This window comes from Shewanella maritima (genome assembly GCF_004295345.1).
Lineage (GTDB): Bacteria > Pseudomonadota > Gammaproteobacteria > Enterobacterales > Shewanellaceae > Shewanella > Shewanella maritima.
On the sequence record NZ_CP036200.1, the window covers coordinates 1,281,875 to 1,306,578 of the forward strand.

General features: G+C 45.0%; 20 protein-coding genes and 2 tRNA genes. 1 reads left to right on the forward strand and 21 read right to left on the reverse strand.

What is annotated here, in order from left to right:
- Window positions 1-71 precede the first annotated feature (71 nt).
- The 10 genes from EXU30_RS05385 to pnp all read right to left on the reverse strand — a co-directional run bounded on the left by EXU30_RS05385 (window position 72) and on the right by pnp (window position 12,484).
- Complete coding sequence (locus EXU30_RS05385) at window positions 72-1,286, reverse strand: phosphopentomutase (RefSeq protein ID WP_130598167.1); 1,215 nt, start codon at window positions 1,284-1,286, stop codon at window positions 72-74.
- An 11-nt stretch (window positions 1,287-1,297) separates the two neighbouring features.
- Window positions 1,298-2,629 (reverse strand): thymidine phosphorylase, encoded by a 1,332-nt coding sequence (deoA, locus tag EXU30_RS05390; protein WP_130598168.1) that lies wholly within the window; start codon window positions 2,627-2,629, stop codon window positions 1,298-1,300.
- 110 nt (window positions 2,630-2,739) lie between these two features.
- A complete protein-coding gene (gene deoC / locus EXU30_RS05395) occupies window positions 2,740-3,513 on the reverse strand; it encodes a deoxyribose-phosphate aldolase (protein WP_130598169.1) in 774 nt (257 codons plus the stop codon).
- A gap of 393 nt (window positions 3,514-3,906) precedes the next feature.
- Window positions 3,907-4,701, reverse strand: coding sequence for an outer membrane protein OmpK (locus EXU30_RS05400; RefSeq protein WP_242620328.1), 795 nt, complete (start codon window positions 4,699-4,701; stop codon window positions 3,907-3,909).
- Window positions 4,702-5,082: 381 nt separating this feature from the next.
- On the reverse strand, window positions 5,083-6,357 hold the full coding sequence (locus EXU30_RS05405; RefSeq protein WP_130598171.1) for a NupC/NupG family nucleoside CNT transporter: 1,275 nt from the start codon (window positions 6,355-6,357) through the stop codon (window positions 5,083-5,085).
- A 177-nt stretch (window positions 6,358-6,534) separates the two neighbouring features.
- Complete coding sequence (locus EXU30_RS05410; protein ID WP_130598172.1) at window positions 6,535-7,296, reverse strand: TatD family hydrolase; 762 nt, start codon at window positions 7,294-7,296, stop codon at window positions 6,535-6,537.
- Between the two features lie 23 nt (window positions 7,297-7,319).
- Entirely contained in the window at window positions 7,320-7,517 is a 198-nt protein-coding gene (locus EXU30_RS05415) for a hypothetical protein (RefSeq protein WP_130598173.1), read from the reverse strand.
- A gap of 88 nt (window positions 7,518-7,605) precedes the next feature.
- Window positions 7,606-9,189 (reverse strand): peptide chain release factor 3, encoded by a 1,584-nt coding sequence (prfC, locus tag EXU30_RS05420; RefSeq protein WP_130598174.1) that lies wholly within the window; start codon window positions 9,187-9,189, stop codon window positions 7,606-7,608.
- A gap of 90 nt (window positions 9,190-9,279) precedes the next feature.
- The gene (gene nlpI, locus EXU30_RS05425; protein ID WP_130598175.1) at window positions 9,280-10,191 is read right to left on the reverse strand and encodes a lipoprotein NlpI; all 912 of its coding nucleotides are present in this window, start codon (window positions 10,189-10,191) and stop codon (window positions 9,280-9,282) included.
- Window positions 10,192-10,384: 193 nt separating this feature from the next.
- Window positions 10,385-12,484 (reverse strand): polyribonucleotide nucleotidyltransferase, encoded by a 2,100-nt coding sequence (gene pnp, locus EXU30_RS05430; protein ID WP_130598176.1) that lies wholly within the window; start codon window positions 12,482-12,484, stop codon window positions 10,385-10,387.
- A gap of 369 nt (window positions 12,485-12,853) precedes the next feature.
- Here pnp and EXU30_RS05435 point away from each other — a divergent pair, with 369 nt between their 5' ends.
- The gene (locus tag EXU30_RS05435; protein ID WP_130598177.1) at window positions 12,854-14,932 is read left to right on the forward strand and encodes a putative bifunctional diguanylate cyclase/phosphodiesterase; all 2,079 of its coding nucleotides are present in this window, start codon (window positions 12,854-12,856) and stop codon (window positions 14,930-14,932) included.
- Window positions 14,933-15,073: 141 nt separating this feature from the next.
- Here the strand turns inward: EXU30_RS05435 and rpsO are convergent, their stop codons facing one another.
- The 11 genes from rpsO to glmM form a co-directional block, all read right to left on the reverse strand.
- Window positions 15,074-15,343: a 30S ribosomal protein S15 gene (gene rpsO / locus EXU30_RS05440; RefSeq protein WP_130598178.1), complete on the reverse strand. Its 270-nt coding sequence runs from the start codon at window positions 15,341-15,343 to the stop codon at window positions 15,074-15,076.
- Between the two features lie 216 nt (window positions 15,344-15,559).
- On the reverse strand, window positions 15,560-16,498 hold the full coding sequence (gene truB, locus EXU30_RS05445; protein ID WP_130598179.1) for a tRNA pseudouridine(55) synthase TruB: 939 nt from the start codon (window positions 16,496-16,498) through the stop codon (window positions 15,560-15,562).
- Window positions 16,498-16,920: a 30S ribosome-binding factor RbfA gene (gene rbfA, locus EXU30_RS05450; protein ID WP_130598180.1), complete on the reverse strand. Its 423-nt coding sequence runs from the start codon at window positions 16,918-16,920 to the stop codon at window positions 16,498-16,500. Before rbfA ends, truB begins: the two co-directional genes overlap by 1 nt.
- Window positions 16,921-16,981: 61 nt before the next feature.
- On the reverse strand, window positions 16,982-19,642 hold the full coding sequence (infB, locus tag EXU30_RS05455; protein WP_130598181.1) for a translation initiation factor IF-2: 2,661 nt from the start codon (window positions 19,640-19,642) through the stop codon (window positions 16,982-16,984).
- Window positions 19,643-19,667: 25 nt separating this feature from the next.
- Window positions 19,668-21,167 (reverse strand): transcription termination factor NusA, encoded by a 1,500-nt coding sequence (nusA, locus tag EXU30_RS05460; protein WP_130598182.1) that lies wholly within the window; start codon window positions 21,165-21,167, stop codon window positions 19,668-19,670.
- 30 nt (window positions 21,168-21,197) lie between these two features.
- Window positions 21,198-21,653, reverse strand: a complete 456-nt coding sequence (rimP, locus tag EXU30_RS05465; RefSeq protein ID WP_130598183.1) for a ribosome maturation factor RimP — start codon at window positions 21,651-21,653, stop codon at window positions 21,198-21,200.
- Window positions 21,654-21,820: 167 nt separating this feature from the next.
- Window positions 21,821-21,897: transfer RNA gene (locus EXU30_RS05470), tRNA-Met, on the reverse strand.
- Between the two features lie 86 nt (window positions 21,898-21,983).
- Window positions 21,984-22,069, reverse strand: a tRNA-Leu gene (locus tag EXU30_RS05475).
- 34 nt (window positions 22,070-22,103) lie between these two features.
- Window positions 22,104-22,439 carry a preprotein translocase subunit SecG gene (gene secG, locus EXU30_RS05480; protein ID WP_130598184.1) on the reverse strand — a complete coding sequence of 112 codons (336 nt, stop codon included), beginning with the start codon at window positions 22,437-22,439 and terminating at the stop codon, window positions 22,104-22,106.
- Between the two features lies 1 nt (window position 22,440).
- Window positions 22,441-23,223 carry a triose-phosphate isomerase gene (tpiA, locus tag EXU30_RS05485; RefSeq protein ID WP_130598185.1) on the reverse strand — a complete coding sequence of 261 codons (783 nt, stop codon included), beginning with the start codon at window positions 23,221-23,223 and terminating at the stop codon, window positions 22,441-22,443.
- Between the two features lie 134 nt (window positions 23,224-23,357).
- Window positions 23,358-24,695: a phosphoglucosamine mutase gene (gene glmM / locus EXU30_RS05490; RefSeq protein ID WP_130598186.1), complete on the reverse strand. Its 1,338-nt coding sequence runs from the start codon at window positions 24,693-24,695 to the stop codon at window positions 23,358-23,360.
- Window positions 24,696-24,704 lie beyond the last annotated feature (9 nt).

Below are 24,704 nucleotides of genomic sequence, written 5' to 3' on the forward strand. Positions count from 1 at the left end.
ACTTATGAGCCCACATGCTGTTATTCGCAAGTTAGTTGGGCTCATGATTAAATGTGTTGTTGGTAAAGCCGTTAAATGAACGACTCACCGTAATCCATTGCAGGTAAACCAAAGTAACTTGCAATAGACTGACCAATATCAGCAAATGAATTACGACGCCCTAATGAGCCAGCAGCTAAACCGCCACCTAGCGCCAGTACTGGCACGTGTTCGCGGGTGTGGTCGGTGCCTTGCCAAGATGGGTCACAGCCGTGATCAGCGGTGAAAATCACCAAATCATCTGGCTGCAAAATTTCAAATAGCTCAGGTAAACGTGAGTCGAAATACTCTAGCGCTTTGGCATAACCGGCAATGTCGCGGCGGTGACCATAATGCGAGTCAAAATCAACAAAGTTAGTAAACACGATAGTGTTGTCACCTGCGCGTTTAACCTGCTCAAGTGTGCTATCAAACAGCTGCTCTAAACCGTTCGCCTTGAACTTTTGCGTAATACCGCAGTTAGCGTAGATATCAGCAATCTTACCGATAGAAACCACTTCACCGCCGGCCTCTTTTAGCTTATCGAGCACAGTTGGCGCAGGAGGTTGAACCGCATAATCATGACGATTGCCAGTACGAGCAAAGTCACTTGCATCGCTGCCCACAAATGGACGAGCGATAACGCGGCCAATGTTGTATGGCTCAAGCTCTTCACGAGCGATTTCACACAAGCGATACAAGTTCTCAAGCCCAAACGTCTCTTCGTGACAAGCAATCTGAAACACAGAGTCAGCAGAAGTATAGAAAATCGGCTTGCCGGTTTTCATGTGCTCTTCACCCAGCTTTTCTAGGATCACAGTACCCGATGAATGGCAGTTACCTAAAAAGCCATCTAGCCCTGCTCGCTCGAGAATTTTATCGGTGAGCTCAGTTGGGAATGAGTTTTCAACGTCTTTGAAATAACCCCATTCATACAATACTGGCACACCAGCCATTTCCCAGTGACCACTTGGAGTGTCTTTACCTGAACTTAGCTCTTTAGCGTGGCCGTATGCACCTATCACTTCAACTTTATCGTCAAAGCCATCAGCAAACTTACCGGTTGACTCAAAACCTGCGTGACCTAGACCAAGCTTAGCTAGATTTGGCAGAGTTAGCGGGCCGCTGCGGCCATCTTCAGCCTCGCCCTGTGCACACGCCTTGGCAATATGACCAAAGGTGTCAGAGCCAACATCACCGAATTTATCGGCATCTTCTGTCGCACCTAAGCCGAAAGAATCTAGCATTAAAATAAATGTACGTTTCATAACTTTACCTCTTAGCAATCGCCGTGGCGGATATAGCGGTAAATTTCTGGTGTCGCCTCAGGCGCTGTATCGGCAATAATAATTGCTGCTTTCACCGCTTGCTCGGCCTCTTCAAAAGCCCCTTGCGTTTGTGCATGTATCACTGCAATCGGTTTGTCTGCATTAACTTGACTGCCAAGCGCTGCAACATCTGAAAGACCTACGCTGTAATCTAACGCATCACCAGGTTTACGACGTCCGCCACCTAATGTCACCACAGATAGTCCAAGCTCACGGGTGTCCATTTGATTTACAAAGCCAGCTTTATCTGCATAAACAGGTTTAATGATGCCAGCTTTTGGTAGGTACTTGTCATACGCTTCAACAAAATCTGTTGGCCCGCCTAATCCTGATACCATTTTAGCGAACTTTTCAGCCGCTAAACCATTATCTAGTACCATGTTGAGTTTATTTCGTGCTTCCGTCTCATCCTTGGCCAGTCCGCCAAGTTGCAACATTTCTGCACACAGTCCCATGGTGACTTCATAAAGACGCGGATTACGATACTCGCCGGTTAAAAATTGAATAGCCTCTTTTACTTCAAGTGCGTTACCTGCACATGAAGCTAACACTTGATTCATGTCGGTTAGCAAGGCGGTAGTTTTAGTGCCTGCGCCGTTAGCCACTGCAGTGATACTCTTAGCAAGCTCTTCAGAGGCTTCATAGGTTGGCATAAATGCGCCAGAACCGACTTTGACATCCATTGCTAAGGCATCTAAACCAGCTGCTAGCTTTTTCGATAGAATCGAAGCCGTGATCAGTGAAATAGACTCAACTGTCGCTGTATTATCGCGAATAGAGTAAAAGCGCTTGTCTGCAGGGACTAAATCACCCGTTTGACCAATAATCGCCACACCAGCATCTTTCACTACCTTACGAAATAGCTCGCTGTCTGGCTCAGTTTGATAACCTGGAATCGCATCAAACTTATCTAAGGTGCCACCGGTATGGCCAAGACCGCGGCCTGAAATCATAGGTACATAGCCACCACAAGCTGCCGCCATTGGGCCAAGCATAAGGCTAATCACGTCACCTACGCCGCCTGTACTATGTTTGTCGATAATTGGGCCATGAACTTTTAAGCTGTCCCAATTAAGCACTGTGCCAGAGTCGCGCATGGCACTGGTTAATGCAATACGCTCATCCATGTTCATATCATTAAAGTAAACAGCCATTCCCAGTGCGGCAATCTGCCCTTCAGAAACACTGTTGTTGGTGATGCCATCCACAAAGAACTGGATCTCAGCTTGTGACAGGGCTTCACCATTACGCTTTTTACGAATAATCTCTTGTGCTAGAAACATATACTGCTCCTCTAGTCACCTAGGGTTAGGTCACTTTAAATCAAACAACCTGCAACCGAGTCCAAAATGACACCGCTGCAGGTACTTGAATACGGCAAACCTAATTGAAATTAGTAACCCTGGTTTGCTTGAGGTGCTTCTGCAAGCTCAAGAGTATGAAGCAAGCTGTTTAATAGGCTTGATGCGCCAAAGCGGAAGGTGCGCGGGCTAACCCAGTCGTCACCTAGAATACGCTGAGCAACGCCTAGAAACTCCGCTGTTTGCGCAGCATCACGTACACCGCCTGCTGGTTTAAAACCAACTTTAGTGTTCTTTTCGCTGATAACAGTTAGCATGATTTCAGCAGCTTCAATGGTAGCGTTAACTGGCACTTTACCTGTAGAGGTTTTAATGAAGTCAGCACCGGCGTCGATTGACAACTCAGATGCTTTACGGATTAATGCTGGGTCATTTAGCTCACCAGATTCGATAATCACTTTTAACAGTACGTCTTCACCACAGGCTTCTTTACACGCTTTTACTAGCTCAAAACCAACAGTTTCATTTCCTGCCATCAATGCACGATATGGGAATACAACGTCAACTTCATCTGCGCCGTAAGCAACAGCTGCGCGAGTTTCAAGCACAGCAATTGCAATGTCATCGTTACCATGAGGGAAGTTAGTCACTGTGGCGATTTTTACATCTTCGCAGTTAAGCTCGTTCAGCGTTTTACGAGCGATTGGGATAAAACGTGGGTAAATACAAATTGCCGCTGTGTTGCCAGCTGGCGTTTTCGCCTTATGACACAGATCGATAACCTTTTGATCAGTATCATTATCATTCAAGGTGGTGAGATCCATTAATTGAATTCCCATTTGGGCGGCTTGCTTTAAATCAGTCATTTTTGTTCTCCGAAACAAATATAAAAAATAGTCTGAATAGGCAACATAATTAGCTGGCTTATATGATTATTGTTATGGCCGGGCCTTCTCAATTTATTGCCAACAAACTCACAGTAAAAAGTCATGAGCTTGCTCAATGTTGTATTCAATCTGATAGCGAGTACCACGACTTGAATCCATGAAGACCGGAAAAGAGAAACATAGACATGTGACATCTATTTCCGCGAAAAGTCCGTTTTAGCGCGTTTAACCTTTAATAAAGTACATTGGTTATTATGATATAGGGAACAATGTACTTTACTAAAAATTTATGAAATTCCCATATTTTTATGTAAATTTTACGTAAATTCACATAAAAATATGGGAGCCATAAATGGCTCCCAAAAGTACAACTTAGAAGTTGTACTTAGCAGAGAAGATTGCTGCATTTTGATAAGCTGGCGTACCAAGCTTGTTGTTTGCATAACGGTATTGCACGCCTAAAGTGAAGTCTTTAGTTGCATTCCACCATAGTGCTACTGCACCATTTAAGCCATGGTCTTCTCCATTGGTTTTAATCCAACCTTCATCACCAGGACCTGTACAAGTATCCGAATTACAGAAACCGCGGTGAGCATCATGGCGGGCAAACTCTATTTCATTCCAGTTTGTGATCATCATATCCTGACCACCTAGCTTGAAGTTGTAACCAAGTACCCAACCAGCCATACCACCATTGAAGCCAGCTTTCTTCTGACCATTTAAGTAGTGTGCACCAATAAATGGTTTAACCCATAAACCGAAGTCAGTGTTGTAGTCGTAGCTTACACCTAAAACGATATTTTGTTCATAAAAGTCAGACGAGTCAGAAATACTATAAAGGTGTCCGTAATAGTTCCAATTCGTGTCACCAATATTGACAGCAACAGAGCCTTTCGCAGCAATACGGAAAGCTTTTGAACCGTCATCATAACCGTCCATGTTGCCTTTGGTCGGGTTTTCGAAATCAATAAAGCCGTATACATCACCCCAATCGTATCCAGCTCCTGCTTCGACTTCTAAATAGAAAAAGTCAGATTTTGCGCCAATAGTACCAAAGCCACCTTCATCACGAGAACGTTGTTCAGTACCGTCTGACCAGTCTAAATAGTTTACAGACACATTAGCAAAACCGTAGTATTGCTCAGCTTGTGCTGTAGTTGCAGTCATAGTAGCTGCCGCAGCTACTGCTAATGCTAAAGTTTTAACATTTTTCATCATCAACCCCATTTTTCATCAATTCGCTACCATTTATGTAGCGTTGGTTTAATGACTCGATATTATGTGCCAGTGATTCAATTAACATCACGGACTATCTGCTTCGAGACATTAAATTTTGTACTAGTGAGCACTTCGGTTTCATGTCAAAAACCATGTAAACCGCCAACAAGTTCTCACCGATAAAGCGCGTTCTTAGCGATTGCTCGCAGGGAATGCAACTCAAATTTACTTCGTGGAAAAGGTGGTACAACACATGTTTACACCTACTGCTTGTGCTCCCCAGCACAGCAGCAGATATAAACAGGAGCCAATTAAGGCTCCTTATAATTATTAGATTGCTAAGAATAAACCAGCTAGTGTTGCACTCATTAGGTTAGCTAGAGATGCAGCAATCACTGCACGTACACCTAACTTCGCTAAATCGTGGCGGCGTGACGGCGCCATTGCACCAAGACCACCAAGAAGAATCGCGATAGAAGAAAGGTTAGCAAAACCACATAATGCGAATGAAATAATCGCCTTAGTACGATCACTCATTACTTGACCTGTTGCTTCAACTAATAGGCCGCCGTCAGCAACGTCTTTTAGGTAAGGAGCAAAGTTCAGGTAAGCAACGAATTCGTTAACTACGATTTTTTGACCGATGAAAGAACCCGCAACCATTGCTTCGTTCCAAGGTACACCGATTAGGAATGCTAAAGGCATGAAGATATAGCCAAGGATTAACTCTAGAGATAGGTTATCCATGCCAAACCAACCACCGATGCCACCTAACATGCCGTTGATCATTGCGATAAGACCAACGAATGCCAGTAGCATTGCACCTACGTTTAACGCTAAGTGCATACCAGAAGAAGCACCTGCCGCAGCAGCATCAATAACGTTAGCTGGCTTGTCTTCTTCTTCAGGCAAGTCAGTCATTTCGTTTTTGGTTTCTTCAGTTTCAGGGTGCATCAGTTTAGCCATCATTAAGCCACCTGGAGCTGCCATGAATGACGCTGCAACTAGGTACTCAATTTTAACGCCCATACCAGCATAACCCGCTAATACCGCACCAGCGATAGAAGCTAGACCACCTACCATGATGGCAAATAGCTCTGAGTTAGTCATTGAAGGAATAAAAGGACGAACAACTAAAGGCGCTTCGGTTTGACCAACGAAGATGTTTGCAGTTGCAGACATAGACTCTGTACGGCTAGTACCCAGCGCTTTTTGTAGACCACCACCGATGAACTTAATTACTGCCTGCATGATGCCAAGGTAGTAAAGAACAGCGATTAGAGAAGAGAAGAAAATGATAACTGGTAGTACGCGAACAGCAAATACGAAGCCTACACCGTTACCAAACATAGCGTCAGTACCTAAACCACCAAATAGGAAGTCGATACCCGCTTGAGAATAACCAATTACGTCAGCTACTGCTTGAGAAACTCCACCAAGCACTTGTTGACCGATTGGAACATAAAGTACAAAACCCGCGAAGAAAGCTTGAATAGCTAACGCACCACCTACTGTGCGTATGTTAATTGCTTTCTTGTTTGTTGATAATAGGTAGCCAATTGCAAGTAAGGTGACCACCCCTACCAAACTCATTACTATATCCATTAAACATCACCCTTTTGTTAACAGTTATTATTAATGTTGTTAACTCACCAAATTTCCGAGGTAGATTATAACCGAGCGTTGGCAGAAAAGCGCCGTTTTGATCAAATTTTTAGAGTTTAATTTCAGGATCTTAGGATAAGATTGGTGTTTATTCCAACGACGTTTGCAAAAAAAGAATTAAACCTCAAGCAGTTGCAAACTGTTGCGAACAAGCTGTTCTACGACAAAAACAGTAGGTAAATTTTGTAAATTTGCGATTTTGGTTGTGATTTTTTGAATTTTTTGGCAATAGGCAGGAAAATCGCTGGCATCTTGTACGGTAAATTTTACGTTATCGGTCTCAACCACCATATGCTCTAAAGGAATATGAGCAACAGCTTCTTGTAACTTCTTGGCATTGTCGCGCAGTAATAGCCCTCCAATTCCTAGTTTATAACCAAGACTGATGTAACGTTTTGCCAACTCTGTTGAGCCATAAAAGCCATGCACCACTCCGGCTTTTGCCAGGTTTTGTTGCTTTAATCTTGCTAAAACCTCCTCGTGAGCCCTTACGCAATGCAAGATCACCGGCAGCTCATATTGATGAGCAAGAGCTAATTGACCTTCAAATAACTCCACTTGTTTATCGAAGCCATCAACGAGCTTATCGAGCCCGCACTCCCCCAGAGCAACTAGGCTAGCATCTTCCCTTTGCTCACTTAGTAGGTTATCTAATTTAACTAGAGATTGGCTGATATCTTTGGGTAAATACCAGGGGTGCATGCCCAGCGCATAGTAACAATCGAACTGTTTGGCCACTGAAATTTGCTTAACGCTGCGAGATAGTGATACCCCAGGAATTAATACTTTATTAACGCCTTGCTTACTTAACTCATCAAAAAGCTGCGCTCGCCAAGGGTCAAAGTCATTAAAGTCATAATGAGCGTGAGTATCAAACATGCTAGCCTTCCTACTCCAATTTACTATTTTGCCTTTTGTGGCGATTTTTGCCCATTCAAACCATCATTGATCTTTTTAGGTAGTGAGTCTTCTATATCGGGTTCTTCACGCCTTGGCGCGCAGCTACGCTTATTCTCAAGGGTGAGTCCCATCTCATCACACCAGCTTATATAAGCTCGCCACGGGCGAATAACGCATACTCGTAGAAATTTTTGCAGCATGATGATCTCCAAATACTCAGCCTATTCATTAAACTGCATAAAAAAAGGTGACGCAATGGTCACCTTTTAGGTTCGAGCAAACTAAGCGCTAGTTTTCACGAGTCTTAGCAAATTCAATATCAGGGTAACGCTCCATCGACAGGCTTAGGTTAACCATAGTCGGCGCGATATACGTTAGGTTATCACCGCCATCTAATGCCAAGTTACCACTGCACTTACGGCGAAATTCTTCGAGTTTACGTTCATCATCACAGTAAACCCAGCGAGCAGTGCTCACGCTAATGGCTTCGTAAATCGCTTCTACGTTGTATTCGCTCTTTAAACGGCCAACAACCACTTCAAACTGCAGCACACCAACTGCGCCAACAATTAAGTCGTTAGTATCAAGCGGCCTAAATACCTGCACCGCACCTTCTTCAGAAAGCTGAACTAGGCCTTTAAGCAACTGCTTTTGCTTTAATGGGTCTTTTAGGCGAATACGGCGGAACATTTCCGGTGCGAAGTTAGGAATACCTGTGAACTTAAGCGCATCGCCTTGAGTAAAGGTATCACCAATTTGAATTGTGCCATGGTTATGCAGACCAATGATGTCACCCGGGAATGCTTGTTCAACCTGCTCACGATCACCCGCTACAAAGGTTAATGCATCAGAAATACGCACATCTTTACCCACGCGCACATGTCGCATCTTCATGCCTTTCTCGTATTTGCCTGAGACAATACGCATAAAGGCAACGCGGTCACGATGTTTTGGATCCATGTTAGCTTGGATTTTAAATACGAAACCGGTGAATTTGTTATCTGTGGCTTCAATCGTGCGTATGTCGGTCTCACGAGGCTGCGGCTTAGGTGCCCACTCAGTTAGGCCATCTAGCATGTGGTCTACACCAAAGTTACCTAGCGCTGTACCAAAGTAAACCGGGCAAAGCTCGCCTTTCAAGAAAGCATCATGGTCAAACTCGTGTGATGCACCAAGTACTAACTCAAGCTCTTCACGTAATAACTCAGCAAGCTCGCTGCCGATTTCAGTATCTAGCTCAGGGTTGTCTAGTCCCTTAACAATGCGCACTTCCTGAATAGTGTGACCTTGACCCGTTTGGTACAAGATAGTCTCGTCACGGTGTAGGTGATAAACACCTTTAAAGGATTTACCACAGCCAATCGGCCAAGTAACTGGCGCACAAGCGATGTTAAGCTCAGTTTCAACTTCGTCTAGCAACTCCATAGGATCGCGAATATCACGGTCACACTTGTTCATAAAGGTGATAATTGGCGTGTCACGTAGACGCGTGACTTCCATTAGCTTTCGGGTACGATCCTCTACACCTTTAGCCGAGTCAATAACCATCAGACATGAGTCAACAGCAGTGAGCGTACGATAGGTATCTTCCGAGAAGTCTTCGTGACCAGGCGTATCAAGCAGGTTAACTAGGCAATCAGAGTAAGGAAACTGCATGACTGAGGTAGTAATCGAAATACCACGGTCTTTTTCCATTTCCATCCAGTCAGACTTGGCATGCTGTTTTGAGCCGCGCCCTTTAACTGTACCAGCTGTTTGAATCGCTTGACCAAACAACAAAACCTTTTCGGTAATGGTGGTTTTACCCGCATCCGGGTGAGAAATAATAGCGAAGGTACGACGTTTATCGACCTCTACAGCAATACCTGACATGATAACCTTGTGCGCTAGACAATAAAAAAGGCGCAAATTATAGCGCCTTGATGATAATTTAGCTAGGGGCGAGCCCCTATCGCTTCGGCTTTAGCCTTGAGAAGCTTGTGACATTAAGCTTTTCATTTTAGCCAGCTCAATGCGAGCATAACGGTGCTCAACAAAGTCATAAATGTTGGTTGCCAACACTAAGCGATACAAGTTTGCCGCTTGCTGGTAATCACCTTGACGATCCGCTTGCTTAGCCATGTAAAAGTAAGCTTCACACAAGCGCTCAGCGTACTCTTTTGGGTTAGTTAAATTTTGCTTTGCCGCTTCAAAAACTTGCTCTTTTGACATTTTCCCCAAGTAAAAGTCGACTAATACACTCGACCAGGCACTGTCTTTAAGCTGAGTTCGGTTATTAGCTAAAGCTTGCTTGGCTTTTTCAGCGTCATTATCAAGCGACACTATATATAGCCACAGCGCTCGGTAGCCGTCGCTTGGGTCACGATCATAGAATGACTGCATATCAGCCTGAGCTAGCTCGTAGCGCTCACCATAGTGCAATGCGATACCACGATTAAGGTATGCATAATCATAATTGGGCGCTAATTCTAAAACGCCATCGAAAGATTCATAGGCGCTTTCAAGCTCACCTTCTTGGGTAAAATAGATCCCAAGGAAGTTGTAGGCATCAGCTAAGTTAGGCTGCAGCTTAATTGCTTGATGAAAATCAATACGGCCGAGTAAACGCAAACCAACACTGTCGTATATGACACCGCGATCATAATGAAAACGGGCGCGTTGCTCGTCAGTTAATTCCATTGTTGCCAGAATTTCATTTAATTTGGCTAGTGTGACTTCCAATTTGTAGTCAGGCATCACTGGCGCGACTTCAATATGACTCGTTGTTGCTGATTGCCCTGACTGAGTCGCAGCGCAACCTGACATCAACATACTGGCACCGACTACTATCGCTGCTAACTTGGCACTGAAACCGTTGCCTAGTTTTAATTCCATTGGTGAAACCTATTCAGGGTGAGACATTAGCCTCATCATAGCAATCTGATTGCTTTAGGGCTATGACAGAGCGGGATTTATTTGTCATGTAGGGAAAGTAAATCACCACCTACTGAAGTCGATGGTTTAGCGCTTAAAATAAAAAAGGAGAGCAAATGCTCTCCTTTTAAAACACTTAAAGTTAACTAGAAGCTTACTCTGCAGCTTCTTCTTTAGCTTGTGCTTCTTTAATAGAAAGACGAACGCGACCTTGGCGATCAACTTCCATTACCTTAACTGCCACTTCTTGGTTCATTTCTAAGTGATCAGATACGTTAGCTACGCGCTCTTCGCTGATCTGAGAGATATGAACAAGACCGTCTTTACCAGGTAAGATATTAACGAACGCACCGAAATCAACGATACGGATAACTTTACCCTTGTAGATACGACCCACTTCAACTTCGGCAGTGATTTCTTCAATGCGGCGAATCGCTTCTTTAGTCGCAGCGCCATCAGCAGAAGCAATCTTCACTGTACCGTCGTCATCAAGCTCAATAGTCGTGCCAGTTTCTTCGGTAAGTGCACGGATAGTCGCGCCACCTTTACCGATAACGTCACGGATCTTCTCAGGGTTGATTTTGATAGTCGTGATACGTGGAGCGTGATCAGAAATCTCTTCACGTGCACCAGAAATCGCTTGGTCCATTACGTTTAGAATGTGAACGCGAGCGCCGTAAGCTTGTTGCAGTGCGATATCCATGATCTCTTTAGTAATACCTTCGATCTTGATATCCATTTGCAAAGCGGTGATACCGTCGCGAGTACCCGCTACTTTAAAGTCCATGTCACCTAAGTGGTCTTCGTCACCTAGAATGTCTGAAAGAACAACGAAGTCGTCGCCTTCCTTCACTAGACCCATAGCGATACCAGCTACCGAAGTCTTAATTGGTACACCCGCATCCATAAGCGCAAGTGAAGTACCACATACAGAAGCCATTGAGCTTGAACCGTTAGATTCAGTGATTTCAGAAACCACACGAACGCTGTATGGGAATTCTTCAGCAGAAGGCATTACCGCATTGATACCACGCCATGCCAACTTACCGTGACCAATTTCACGACGCTTAGGCGAACCAACCATACCTGTTTCACCAACAGAGTATGGAGGGAAGTTGTAATGAAGCATGAAGCGGTTAGTACGCTCGCCCATGATGCTATCAATTTTTTGAGCATCACGTTCTGTACCAAGAGTACAAGTCACTAACGCCTGAGTTTCACCACGGGTAAATAGTGAGCTACCGTGAGTACGTGGAAGTACGCCTGCTAATACGTTTAGCGCACGGATCATGTCAGGCTCACGACCATCGATACGTGGCTTGCCGCTGATAATACGGCTACGTACTACGTTCTTCTCTAGGCTACCTAGTAGACCGTCGATTTCACGCGTGTCAGCTTCTGGATTCTCTTCAAGTAATTTAGCTTTTGCTTGCGCTTTAACCACGCCAACTTGTGCGTAACGGTCCTGCTTAACTTGAATTTGGTAAGCTTCAGTCAAACCAGCTTCTGCTAGGTCTTTGATTTTAGCTACTAGATCTTGATCTTGCTCTGGTGCACTCCAGTCCCAAGTAGGCTTGCCCGCTTCAGCCTTAAATTCGCTGATTGCGTTAACAACAACTTGTTGTTGGTCATGACCATAAGTTACCGCACCTAGCATCACTTCTTCAGGAAGTGCTTCAGCTTCAGACTCAACCATAAGTACCGCGCTTTGGGTACCCGCTACCACTAGGTCAAGTTGGCTTTCAACTACTTGATCAACGCTTGGGTTTAGTACGTATTCGCCGTTGATGTAACCAACGCGCGCAGCACCTAGTGGACCATTGAATGGAATACCTGAAACAGCTAATGCTGCTGAGGTACCGATCATAGCAACAATGTCTGGCTCGATTTGAGGATCAACCGAAACAACAGTGATAATTACCTGAACTTCGTTTTTAAAACCGTCAGGGAATAAAGGACGAATTGGACGGTCGATTAGACGTGCGATTAGGGTTTCATCTTCAGAAGGACGACCTTCACGCTTGAAGAAACCACCAGGGATTTTACCTGCAGCGTATGTCTTCTCTTGATAGTTAACTGTCAGCGGGAAAAAATCACGGCCGGCATCAGCCTCTTTCTTACCTACAACAGTAACTAATACAGTTGTATCTCCCATACTCGCTAGAACTGCAGCGTCTGCTTGACGTGCGATGACACCTGTTTCTAGGGTGACAGTATGTTGACCATACTCAAAACTCTTTACAATTGGATTCACGAGACCCATTCCTTAATTTATTTAACCTTTAAATTTCGCGCATAAGTATACTGCAAATGTCTGAGATAGTTAAACACCGTATTAATTCAGACGAAAAAATAATTAAGACATTCTTCGTACTTAACCGCCCTATCGATACAGATTTATACAAAACTATGGCTCATTTAACACCTTATACCACTGTGGTTTTTGGTAATATGAATTGTTGATGACAATATCTATGATTTTGACTAGAGTTAGTGTAGCCCTGCTGACAAAAGTAGTACGATGAAAAAGACTGTAACTAAACGCTAAAGATAGCTGAGTGTCGGTCGTTATATATTGATTTCACAATAATAATCACGTCTAAAAAGACACGGAAGCAACTGAATGAATGCAAGCTTTAAATCTCTGACTTGGAAACAAACCAATTTAGTTGTGTTTACAGCACTGTTCTTTGCGATTGCTATTTTCATTGTTGAAATTGCCCTCGTTGTTATTAGCACCAAGCAACAATTAACTGCTTCTCAACAAGAACTACTTGATTCGGTTGAACAAACTACTGCAAATGCGGTTTGGTCACTCGACGATAAGCTGGCAAATCAAACCCTTGAAGGCATCATTAAAGTTGACCATGTGGGTTCAGCCGTCATTGAATTAGACGACGGTAGCTTATTTGTGTCTGCCGCCAACGAAGCCGCAGAGCTGTCAGAAAATTACTATATGCTCAGCACCAAATTATTTGGTGGTTTAAAAGAAATCTCGCGCCCTTTGTACCGACCGTTTTACTTCGAAGGCAGTAAACAGCAGCAGCTTATCGGCACCTTAACGATTTTCTACGACACACAAAAACTGACTAACAGCCTATTTGATCAGCTGCAGCTGAGCTTTATCGCCACCCTTGCACGCGCATTGCTGTTGACCTTAGTGCTTACTGTCGTGTTCCACCGTTTCTTAACCCAACCCATCGCGCAGATCAGTGAAGCTATCGACAAAATTGATACCGACAGCCCAGATGAAAACCTGCTACCGACAGCTAAAGCCCACAAGGACGACGAGCTCGGGCTAGTAACCAGTAAGTTTAACCAAATCCTGCTGCAATTTAGTCAGACGCAAAACAAACTGCGCAAAATGGCGACCCGCGACCCGTTAACAGGCTTACCAAACCGTACTTTGCTGCTAGAAACGTTAAACGTCACCATTCAGCGCTCTAGGGTACATAAGCGCAACTTTGCCCTATTGTTTATCGACTTAGACCGCTTTAAAAATGTCAACGACTCACTAGGCCATGCACTTGGCGATCAATTCCTCGCTCGTATCGCACGCATTTTAGAGCGTGTGGTTGGCGATAATGGCAGCGTGTCACGCCTTGGTGGCGATGAATTCGTTATTCTTGCTGACGACATTGAAAACCCAGATCAAGCTGCAGACTTTGTCGACAAGCTATTGATGCACCTCAACGCACCTGTGCAACTAGACGAGCATGCCATTCACCCAGCAGCGTCTATCGGGATTTCAATTTACCCAGAAGATGGCGTGTGCGCTGAAGACTTAATTCGCCACGCTGATATTGCCATGTACAGCGCCAAAGCAGCAGGCTCGAACCAATGGTCATTCTTCAAGCAACAGATGACAGAGCAAGCAGCTGTGCGACTGCGCACCGAGGCTTCGCTACATGACGCGCTAAAAAACAACGAGTTTTTACTGTACTTTCAGCCAAAACTGGATTTGCAAACTGGTGATGTAGTCAGCTGTGAAGCGCTCATTCGCTGGAAAAAGGACGGAAAACTAGTTAGCCCAGTTTCATTTATCCCGGTAGCTGAAGAAACCGGGATCATTATTCCAATTGGTCGCTGGGTTATCGAGCAAAGCTGTAAAATCATTCGAGAGTGGCAAAAGCAATACAATTTTGCCCTGCCGATTTCAGTCAATGTGGCATCGCAGCAATTTGCTGATGCCAGCCTTATTCCTGATATTAAACAACTTGCTTTACGCCATCAGGTATCACCTGAGCTGCTTGAAATTGAGATCACCGAAACCTCATTAATGAATAACATTGATGAAGCTATCGTTAAGTTAGAGCAGCTTAAAAACGCTGGCTTTGGTATTGCGGTTGATGATTTTGGTACTGGCTACTCATCGCTTTCTTATTTGCGCCACCTACCCATTACTACCATGAAAATTGACCGTGCGTTTGTGAATGACCTGCCTGATGATAACGCCATTGCTTCGACCATTTTGATGTTAGGTAAACAGTTGAACCTGGACATCGTTGCCGAAGGGATTGAGACGCAAGAGCAATTAGACTGGCTGAAAGAACACGACTGTCCAATCGGTCAGGGCTTCTTCTACAGCCAACCATTACCGCTTGAAGAGTTTGAGCTAAAGTATGTCCTACCCAATGCCAATGAAGTTGGCACAAAGAGCAGCTTAACAGCTATCAACGATCAACAAAGCATCGCTAACTAGCAATTTATAGATGCGTCAGCCAAAAATTGTGGGCAAATAAAACACAAACTCCTAAAACGAGTGAGAATAGAGCAATAAAAAAGGAGGCGTTAGCCTCCTTTTTTACGGTCTCTCGGTTGTCGTCACAACCAAGAAGTCGAATTAACGACGTAAACCTAGCTTTTGGATTAAAGCAGTGTAGCGAGCTACTTCAGTACGCTTAAGGTAAGCAAGAAGCTTACGGCGTGAGCTAACCATACGTAGAAGACCACGACGAGAGTGGTGATCATGGATGTGCTCTTTGAAGTGACCTTGAAGGTGGTTGATTTGAGCGGTTAATAAAGCAACTTGTACTTCAGTTGAACCAGTATCGTTCTCACCACGACCAAATTCAGCAACGATTTTTGCTTTTTGTTCATTACTTAGTGACATGAAAATCTCCAAAAAAATTTCTTAAGTTAACCCCAGCCGATCACTAACTCAGCCGAAGAGGGCGCGCTATTCTAACGAGAAAGCTAGACTAGCGCAATAAAAACTCGATTTAACCTACGATACTCAGCTTGCGCTTAGGCATTTGGCCAAGAATGTATTCGATAACGAACGAGTTAATCGCTAGATGGAATATGCTAAGAACTCAAAAACTATGAACTAATCGCGAAGCACAACGAGGCGCTTAGGAGCGAGCAAACCATCATTATTCATGCTGCCAATACCCACAAACTGTTTAGCATCACCTATGGTGATCCTAACGAGTTCATCAGGCTGTAATCCAGGAGCCTGAATCGCTTGTCCACGCATAACATATTCAAGCATAGCTTGAGGTAGATTAACCTCTGCAAAATGGCTTACAGCGGTATCCATTGGCAGTAAAAGCGGGTCGAGTAAATCACTCGGCTCGACCCCCTGCTCTTTAGCTTGATCAACGAGCTTTTCTAGCTGAGCTAAACTTACCATGCGATCATAAGGATAAGTTGCGACCTGAGTACGGCGCAGCATAATCACGTGCGCGCCACAGCCTAGCATCTCGCCCAAATCATCAATAATGGTGCGAATATAAGTACCCTTAGAGCAGTGAATATCTAAGGTGAGCTCATCACCTTCTAAGCCTAAAAAGTTAAGCTCAAAAACGGTAATTGGACGCGCCTCACGCGGCACTTCAATCCCTTCACGAGCATACTTGTATAACGGCTGGCCTTGATACTTAAGCGCTGAAAACATTGATGGCACTTGCATGGTATCGCCGCGAAAATGCTCGAGTGCAGTTTGCAGCTGCTCATCAGTGAAATTGACTTCACGCTCTTGTACAACTTCGCCATCTGAATCGCTAGTGTCGGTACGCTGACCTAACTTGGCGATAACCGTATAACGCTTATCAGAGTCGAGTAAATGCTGCGAAAACTTAGTCGCTTCACCAAGACACACAGGCAACATACCCGTTGCTAATGGGTCTAGCGCACCGGTATGCCCTGCTTTGTTGGCATTAAAGAAACGCTTAACGCGTTGCAGAGCATGATTCGAGCTCATGCCAGTATCTTTATCTAGCAGCACAATACCGTTAATAAAGCGACCTTTTTGACGACGAGCCATTAGTCTTGCTCCTTGCCTTCGTCGTTGTCTACTTCATCTGCGCGGCCACTGTCGATTTGTTTTTGTTTATCTTTACTGATCACCTGGCTAACAAAGTTAGACATCTTCATGCCTTCAACCAGTGATGAATCATAAACAAAACGCAGCTCAGGCATAACGCGCAGCTTTAAACGACCAGCTACTAGCGTACGCGCATATGGAGCAGCGGCTGTCAGCGCTTCGATTTTCTCTTTGACTAACTCTTGGTCTTCTTCAAAGAAGGTCACAAATACTTTGGCGTAGCTTAAGTCACGTGACACTTCAACGTCGTTTACAGTCACGAAACCTACACGAGGGTCTTTAATATCTCTTTGCAATACTAGCGCTAATTCTTGCTGTAATTGCTGGGCGATACGACGAGTTCGGCTAAATTCATTTGCCATAATGTTGCCCCTTAAAATCTTGTTTAATCAAAAAAGGCGGCTAATGCCGCCCTTAGATATCTTAAAGTGTTCTAGCCACTTCGACGGTTTCGAAGACCTCAATTTGGTCGCCAACACGTACGTCGTTGTAGTTCTTAACACCGATACCACATTCCATGCCGTTACGAACTTCGTTTGCGTCATCTTTGAAGCGGCGTAGAGACTCTAGCTCACCTTCATAGATAACCACGTTGTCACGTAGTACACGGATTGGCGCGCTGCGCTTAACCACACCCTCAGTCACCATACAACCAGCAATTGCGCCAATCTTAGGAGACTTGAACACGTCACGTACTTCAGCAAGACCAATGATTTCTTGTTTGAATTCAGGAGAAAGCATACCGCCCATCGCTGATTTCACTTCGTCAATTAGGTCGTAGATTACGCTGTAGTAACGTAGGTCAACGCTTTCTGCTTCGATTGTCTTACGCGCCTGTGCATCAGCACGTACGTTAAAGCCAACCATGATAGCGTTAGAAGCTGCTGCTAGTGTTGCATCAGTTTCAGTTAGACCACCTACACCGCTAGCGATGATGTTAACTTTAACTTCATCAGTAGACAGTTTGTTCAGAGAGTCAGAAATCGCTTCAAGCGAACCTTGTACGTCTGCCTTAAGTACGATGTTCAGCTCTTGAACTTCGCCTTCAGTCATGTTGGCAAACATGTTTTCTAGTTTAGACTTCTGCTGGCGAGCTAGCTTAACGTCACGGAATTTACCTTGACGGTAAAGTGCTACTTCACGTGCTTTACGCTCATCACGTACAACTGTTGCTTCGTCACCCGCTGAAGGCACACCAGATAGACCTAAGATCTCAACTGGAATAGATGGGCCAGCTTCTTTAATTGCTTTACCGTTCTCGTCTTTCATCGCACGAACTTTACCGTACTCTAGACCACATAGAACGATGTCACCTTGCTTCAGAGTACCTTCTTGTACAAGTACTGTAGCAACTGGGCCGCGACCTTTATCAAGTTTAGACTCTACAACCACACCTGCAGCCATACCTTCACGTACCGCTTTAAGCTCTAGTACTTCAGCTTCAAGTAGGATGCCTTCTAGCAGCTCGTCAATACCAGTACCTTGCTTAGCAGATACGTGTACGAACATGTTGTTACCGCCCCAATCTTCTGACATCACGCCATGCTGAGCTAGCTCAGACTTGACGCGATCAGGATCAGCTTCAGGCTTATCAATCTTGTTCACTGCAACGATTAGCGGTACATCACCAGCTTTAGCATGTTGAATCGCTTCAATCGTTTGTGGCATTACGCCGTCATCAGCCGCAACAACCAGAATTACGATATCGGTAGCCTTAGCACCACGAGCACGCATTGCGGTAAACGCGGCGTGACCAGGAGTATCTAGGAAGGTGATCATACCGTTGTCGGTTTCAACATGGTATGCACCAATGTGCTGGGTAATACCACCTGCTTCGCCTGACGCTACTTTCGCCGCACGAATGTAGTCAAGTAGCGATGTCTTACCATGGTCAACGTGACCCATGATGGTAACAACAGGAGCACGTGGCTCAACTGAAACATCACCATCACGGTCTGAAAGTACTTGATGCTCTAGCTCGTTTTCACGAGTCAGTACTACTTTGTGGCCCATTTCTTCAGCAACAAGTTGCGCAGTTTCTTGGTCTAGAACCTGGTTAATGGTAACCATAGAGCCCATTTTCATCATTTGCTTAATGATCTCGGTAGCTTTAACAGCCATCAAGTGAGCAAGTTCAGAAACCGTTACCGTTTCACCAATACGTACGTCGCGAGTTACCGCTGCAGCTGGCTTGTTAAAGCCGTGAGCCATTGACTCTGGCGCTACAGTGCGGTTGTTACGTGCACCGCGGTTGTCACGACCGCCTTTGCCGCCACGTTTCTTGTTGGCGTTCTTGTTACGAGAACGACGACCGCGCTTTTCTTCTTCCATATCAGACTTGTCTTCAGCAGCACGAGCTTCTTTAGACTTAGTGATATGGTGGTCGCTGTTCTTTTCAGCTTCCAGGCGCGCGCGCTCTTCTTCAGCCCAACGCTTTTCGTTTTCTTCAGCAAGCTTACGTGCTTTTTCAGCTGCTTCATCAGCTTCTTGCTTCTGCTTTTGCTTAAGCGCTTCTTCTTGCGCTGCTTTAATGCGGTCGGCTTCAGCTTTTGCTGCTGCAGATTCAGCATCATCTTCAGGCTTAGCTTGTGCTTTCGCTTCTGCTTGCTTAGCTGCTTTTTCAGCTTTTGCTTTAGCTTCAGCTTCTTTTTTAGCTTTTGCTTCAGCGTCAGCTTTAGCCTTAGCTTCAGCTTTTGCTTTTGCATCGGCTTCTGTCTGCGCTTTTGCAGCGGCCTCGGCTTCTGCTTTTGCCTTCGCTTCAGCTTCAGCTTGTGCAGCTAACTCTGCAGGGTCACGCTTAACGAAAGTACGCTTTTTACGTACTTCAACTTTTACGTCTTTAGACTGACCACCGTTACCGGCAACACTCAGTGTTGATACGGTTTTACGTTGCAACGTCATCTTGGTCGGCGCGCTATCACCACCATGTTGCTTTTTCAGGTGCTCAAGAAGCTGCTGCTTTTCGCCTTCTGACACAGTGTCAGCTTTCTTCTTGCTAATGCCAGCTTCTGAAAACTGTTCAATGAGTCTTTCAACAGTTTTGCCAACTTCGCTAGCTAACTTTTCTACGCTTGTATCTGCCATTCAATAAATCCCCCTGTTGATCGACTTATGCTTCTTCGCCAAACCAACAGATGTTGCGGGCTGCCATGATTAGCTCACCAGCTTTTTCTTCTGTTAATTCTTCAATGTCGACTAAATCGTCAATACCTTGCTCAGCAAGGTCTTCTAGCGTTACTACGCCTTTACTTGCTAGTACGAACGCTAAATGACGCTCTAGTCCTTCAAGAGCAAGTAAATCTTCACTCGGCTGTGCACCATCTAATGCTTCTTCTGAAGCCAGTGCGCGAGTTGAAATAGCGGCTTTCGCACGCTCACGTAAAGCTTCAACAATTCCTTCGTCAAAACCATCAATTTCTAGTAGCTCAGCCTCTGGTACATAAGCTACTTCTTCAAGTGAGGTGAAGCCTTCTTCAACCAGTACAGTTGCAAAGTCTTCATCTACATCTAGTGAAGAAACGAATAATTCGATAATTTTCGCGCTTTCAGCTTGGTGCTTAGCGTTCATTTCTTCAACTGTCATTACGTTCAGCTCCCAACCAGAAAGCTCGGTAGCTAAACGTACGTTTTGACCGTTACGGCCAATGGCTTGCGCTAGGCTGTCAGCTTCAACCGCAATGTCCATTGAGTTGTTGTCTTCATCAACAATGATTGAAGCAACATCTGCTGGCGCCATCGCGTTGATAACGAACTGTGCTGGGTTATCGTCCCACATCACAATATCCACACGCTCGCCGCTTAGTTCATTCGATACAGCTTGAACACGCGCACCGCGCATACCTACACATGCACCAACTGGGTCAATACGCTTGTCGTTGGTCTTAACCGCAATCTTAGCGCGCGCACCTGGATCACGAGCTGCTGAAACGATTTCAATCATTTCATCAAGAATTTCCGGTACTTCCACACGGAATAGCTCAACCAGCATTTCTGGCTTGCTGCGAGTTAAGAACAACTGGGCACCACGAGCTTCTGGACGTACAGCGTAAAGCAACGCACGTACACGGTCGCCAGGGCGGAATGACTCACGACTGATTAAGTCTTCTTTGTAAAGTACGCCGTCAGCGTTATTACCTAGGTCAACAACGACACTGTCACGGGTGCTCTTTTTCACCACACCAGTTACAATCTCGCCTTCGCGCTCGATAAACTGCTCAACAATTTGCGCACGTTCAGCTTCACGTACTTTTTGTACGATAACTTGCTTGGCGGTTTGTGTCGTAATACGGTCGAAAACCACTGATTCAATTTCGTCTTCGATGTACTCACCAGGTTGAATTTCTGGATTTTCGTAACGCGCCGCTTCTAGTGTGATTTCTGCAAATGGGTTTTCTAATGCTTCACCATTGTCATCAACTACCATCCAACGACGGAAAGTTTCGTAATCACCAGACTTACGGTCGATAGAAACACGAACTTCAATATCGCCTTCGTATTTTTTCTTGGTTGCAGTCGCAAGTGCAATTTCTAGTGCTTCAAAAATTTTCTCACGCGGTACAGCTTTCTCATTCGAAACCGCTTCCGCGACTAACAGGATCTCTTTATTCATTTGGTCTTGCCTCGTTCTTCACCTGAACCATCAAAACTTAGCGATAACGTTGCCTTTACGGATATTATCCAATGCAACAATTAACTCTTTTCCATCTACCGTGAAGGTAAGCATTTGCCCATCAACAGCGGTTATCTTTCCTTTTAAGTTACGACTGCCATTAACTGGCATCGTTAACTGTACCTTGGCATCTTCACCAATGTATGCCGCGTATTGTTCAGCACTGAACAAAGGACGGTCCACACCAGGAGATGACACTTCAAGGGTGTATTCGGTCGAGATAGGATCTTCAACATCCAAGATTGCACTGACCTGACGACTCGCCTCAGCACAATCTTCAATATTGATGCCATTCTCAGCATCAATGAAAACTCGGATAACTGAATGCTTACCTGCTTGAATATACTCAATGCCCCATAAGTCAAAGCCTAACGCTTCAACAGGACCGGTTAGCATTTCAACCAATTTTGATTCTAAAGTTGCCAAAAATGACCCCCAAAAAAACGAAAAAAGGGCATAAAGCCCCTAAAACGATCCACTACATGGATAATTATAAAGTCCAATAACAAAAAAACCTCGTAAATACGAGGCTATTTATTATAGAACCTGTAATGTTGAGATGATTACATACTGCATTCATCTACAACAGGAGCTGGTTGCGGGAGCCGGATTTGAACCGACGACCTTCGGGTTATGAGCCCGACGAGCTACCAAGCTGCTCCATCCCGCGTCAACTGGTGCAAATTATATTGACTTACGTCTTAACTTGCAATGACAAACTCTTTAAAAATCACTTTTATCCGAGTCTATCGAAAGTGGTGCGGATGGTGGGACTTGAACCCACACGAGCATAGCTCACCACCCCCTCAAGATGGCGCGTCTACCAATTCCGCCACATCCGCATTTAAATCTTTCAGCTTCAATAGAAGCTAGGTCTTAGTCAGGGATTTCTGACTCAGACGCTGGGTTTGTTGCAGGTACTTCTTCAACAACTTGCTCAGCCGTAGAGCTTAAATCGTCAAACGCTTTGTCGTCTTTAGCGTGGTTGGCACTCAAGTTACCAATGATCAAGCTAAGAGTGAAAAAGCCAATCGCTAAAATAGCGGTACTGCGAGTCAGGAAGTTACCTGAACCACCAGAGCCAAATAGTGTGCCTGAAGCACCAGCTCCGAATGATGCGCCCATATCAGCGCCTTTACCCTGCTGGATTAGGATTAGACCGATAAGGCCTATCGCTACCAATAAATAAACTACTATAAGAACTTCGTACATGTTACGCGCTCATTGCTATGGTACATAAACTTAAAAACTCCGACGAGTTTAAGCTAGCACCGCCTATCAGTCCACCATCAACATCAGGTTGCGCAAAAATATCTGCGGCGTTATTCGGTGTCACACTGCCACCGTATAGAATTCTGATGTTCTCTCCAATAAATGGAGACACTTCAGAGAGGCGGCTGCGAATAAACGCATGAACTTCTTGTGCCTGCTCTGGTGTAGCGCTCTTACCTGTACCTACTGCCCATAAAGGTTCGTAAGCGATAATCGCGTTATCAAAAGCCATGGTACCGTTTTTTTCAATAACTACGTCTAGCTCTTCAGCGATCACCTCAAAGGTACGTCGTGCTTCACGAGCTGGACCTGACTCACCAACACATAGGATTGGAGTCAAACCGTGCTTCTGCGCAGCTGCGAATTTTTCAGCTACGATGTTACTGGTTTCGCCATACATGCGACGACGTTCTGAGTGACCGATAATCACATATCGACAGCCAGAGTCTTTAAGCATTTGACCTGAAATTTCACCAGTATAAGCGCCAAAGTCGTGTTGACTTACATTCTGGGCGCCCATTCTAACAAGCGCACCATCTAGGGTTTGCTTGTTATCCTCAAGTAGTTGCCTCACGCTTTCTAAATAAATAGTTGGCGGGCATAACACCACTTCAGCAGAATCATTTTGGAGTTTTGCAGCAAACTTCTTGAATAGCTCTTGCGCAAGCTGTGCGCTGCCATTCATTTTCCAGTTGCCTGCGACCATTGGACGTCTAAGTGCCATCACTGTCTCCTCTGAAAGCGGCGTGAATAATAGCGAACCACTAGATAAGTTACAATAGATAAAGCGGGAATTATTGAGATAAGTTGTCGAAATGCCTATTTTTTAGGCTCGCGACAACCTAGCTCAAATTGATGTTAACACGCTGTTTTAACAACATCAGCAATTGCGTGAGCGTGAGCATAAACTTGGTCGTAATCTTCACCTTCCACCATGACGCGCAGTAGTGGCTCAGTACCTGATTTACGCAATAATACGCGACCAGTTTCACCAAGCTTAGCTTCCACGTCGGCTTGTGCTTGTTGCACTTCGCTTGATGTCAACGGATCAGCGTCACCTTCAAAACGTACATTTACTAGCACTTGCGGCAGCATGACGATCGGTTTAATCAAGTCAGATAGGCTCAGACCTTGTCTACAAATAGCTGCGAGCACAAGAATGCCAGCAACAATTCCATCACCCGTGGTACCGTGGGCTAGGTCAAGAATATGGCCAGAGTTTTCACCGCCAATGCGCCAATTGTTTTGCTTAAGCAGCTCCATAACATAGCGGTCACCCACTTTAGAGCGCGCAAATGGAATGTTCTGCGCTTTTAACGCCAGTTCAAGACCAAGATTTGACATCAGCGTACCCACCACACCACCTTGCAGTGCTCCGCGTTTTTGTGCGTCATCTGCAATGATGTAAAGGATTTGGTCACCATCAACCACTTCGCCTTCTGCATTAACCATCATAATGCGGTCACCATCACCATCTAAGGCAATACCAAGATCCGCATTGTGCTCAGTCACTGCCGCACAAATCTGCGCCATTGACGTCGCGCCAACTTTATCATTGATGTTAGTGCCGTTAGGTTTATCACCAATGGTGATGACTTCTGCACCCAACTCGCGAAATACGTTTGGCGCAATGTGGTAAGTCGCACCATGGGCACAATCGACAACAATTTTTAACTTGCTAAGCGAATATTGACTAGGAAAGTGACCTTTACAGTATTCAATGTAACGCCCAGCGGCATCATCAATACGCTTAGCCTTACCTAGCTCATGTGACTCAACGCAGGTAAGTGGTTTTTCAAGCTCAGCTTCAATCGCCAGCTCAATGTCGTCATCAAGCTTACTGCCATCGGCAGCAAAGAACTTGATGCCGTTATCGTAATAAGGGTTGTGTGATGCGCTAATCACAATGCCGGCCTCTGCACGGAAGGTGCGGGTTAAATAAGCCACAGCTGGCGTTGGCATAGGGCCAAGTAAAAATACGTCTAAGCCAGCAGCAGATAGACCAGCTTCTAGCGCAGACTCAAATAAATAGCCTGAAATACGCGTGTCTTTACCAATAATCACTTTTTTGGTGCCATTCCGCGAAAGCACACGCCCTGCAGCCCAACCTAGCTTTAACGCTAACTCAGGCGTCATCTTGCCTGAACCTACTTTACCGCGAATGCCATCTGTACCGAAAAATTGTCTTTGTTTCACTTTATTATC

Coding starts and splice junctions, on each gene's coding strand:
- prfC (WP_130598174.1), bottom strand. CDS start 9,189: ATGTCAGGTATTGCTGTAGAGGTCGATAAACGTCGTACCTTCGCTATT.
- rpsO (WP_130598178.1), bottom strand. CDS start 15,343: ATGTCACTAAGTAATGAACAAAAAGCAAAAATCGTTGCTGAATTTGGT.
- EXU30_RS05400 (WP_242620328.1), bottom strand. CDS start 4,701: ATGACTGCAACTACAGCACAAGCTGAGCAATACTACGGTTTTGCTAAT.
- EXU30_RS05385 (WP_130598167.1), bottom strand. CDS start 1,286: ATGAAACGTACATTTATTTTAATGCTAGATTCTTTCGGCTTAGGTGCG.
- deoA (WP_130598168.1), bottom strand. CDS start 2,629: ATGTTTCTAGCACAAGAGATTATTCGTAAAAAGCGTAATGGTGAAGCC.
- secG (WP_130598184.1), bottom strand. CDS start 22,439: ATGTACGAAGTTCTTATAGTAGTTTATTTATTGGTAGCGATAGGCCTT.
- nlpI (WP_130598175.1), bottom strand. CDS start 10,191: ATGGAATTAAAACTAGGCAACGGTTTCAGTGCCAAGTTAGCAGCGATA.
- deoC (WP_130598169.1), bottom strand. CDS start 3,513: ATGACTGATTTAAAGCAAGCCGCCCAAATGGGAATTCAATTAATGGAT.
- EXU30_RS05435 (WP_130598177.1), top strand. CDS start 12,854: ATGAATGCAAGCTTTAAATCTCTGACTTGGAAACAAACCAATTTAGTT.
- EXU30_RS05415 (WP_130598173.1), bottom strand. CDS start 7,517: ATGCTGCAAAAATTTCTACGAGTATGCGTTATTCGCCCGTGGCGAGCT.
- rbfA (WP_130598180.1), bottom strand. CDS start 16,920: ATGGCAAATGAATTTAGCCGAACTCGTCGTATCGCCCAGCAATTACAG.
- tpiA (WP_130598185.1), bottom strand. CDS start 23,223: ATGGCACTTAGACGTCCAATGGTCGCAGGCAACTGGAAAATGAATGGC.
- EXU30_RS05405 (WP_130598171.1), bottom strand. CDS start 6,357: ATGGATATAGTAATGAGTTTGGTAGGGGTGGTCACCTTACTTGCAATT.
- infB (WP_130598181.1), bottom strand. CDS start 19,642: ATGGCAGATACAAGCGTAGAAAAGTTAGCTAGCGAAGTTGGCAAAACT.
- truB (WP_130598179.1), bottom strand. CDS start 16,498: ATGGCTCGTCGTCAAAAAGGTCGCTTTATTAACGGTATTGTGCTGCTA.
- EXU30_RS05410 (WP_130598172.1), bottom strand. CDS start 7,296: ATGTTTGATACTCACGCTCATTATGACTTTAATGACTTTGACCCTTGG.
- nusA (WP_130598182.1), bottom strand. CDS start 21,167: ATGAATAAAGAGATCCTGTTAGTCGCGGAAGCGGTTTCGAATGAGAAA.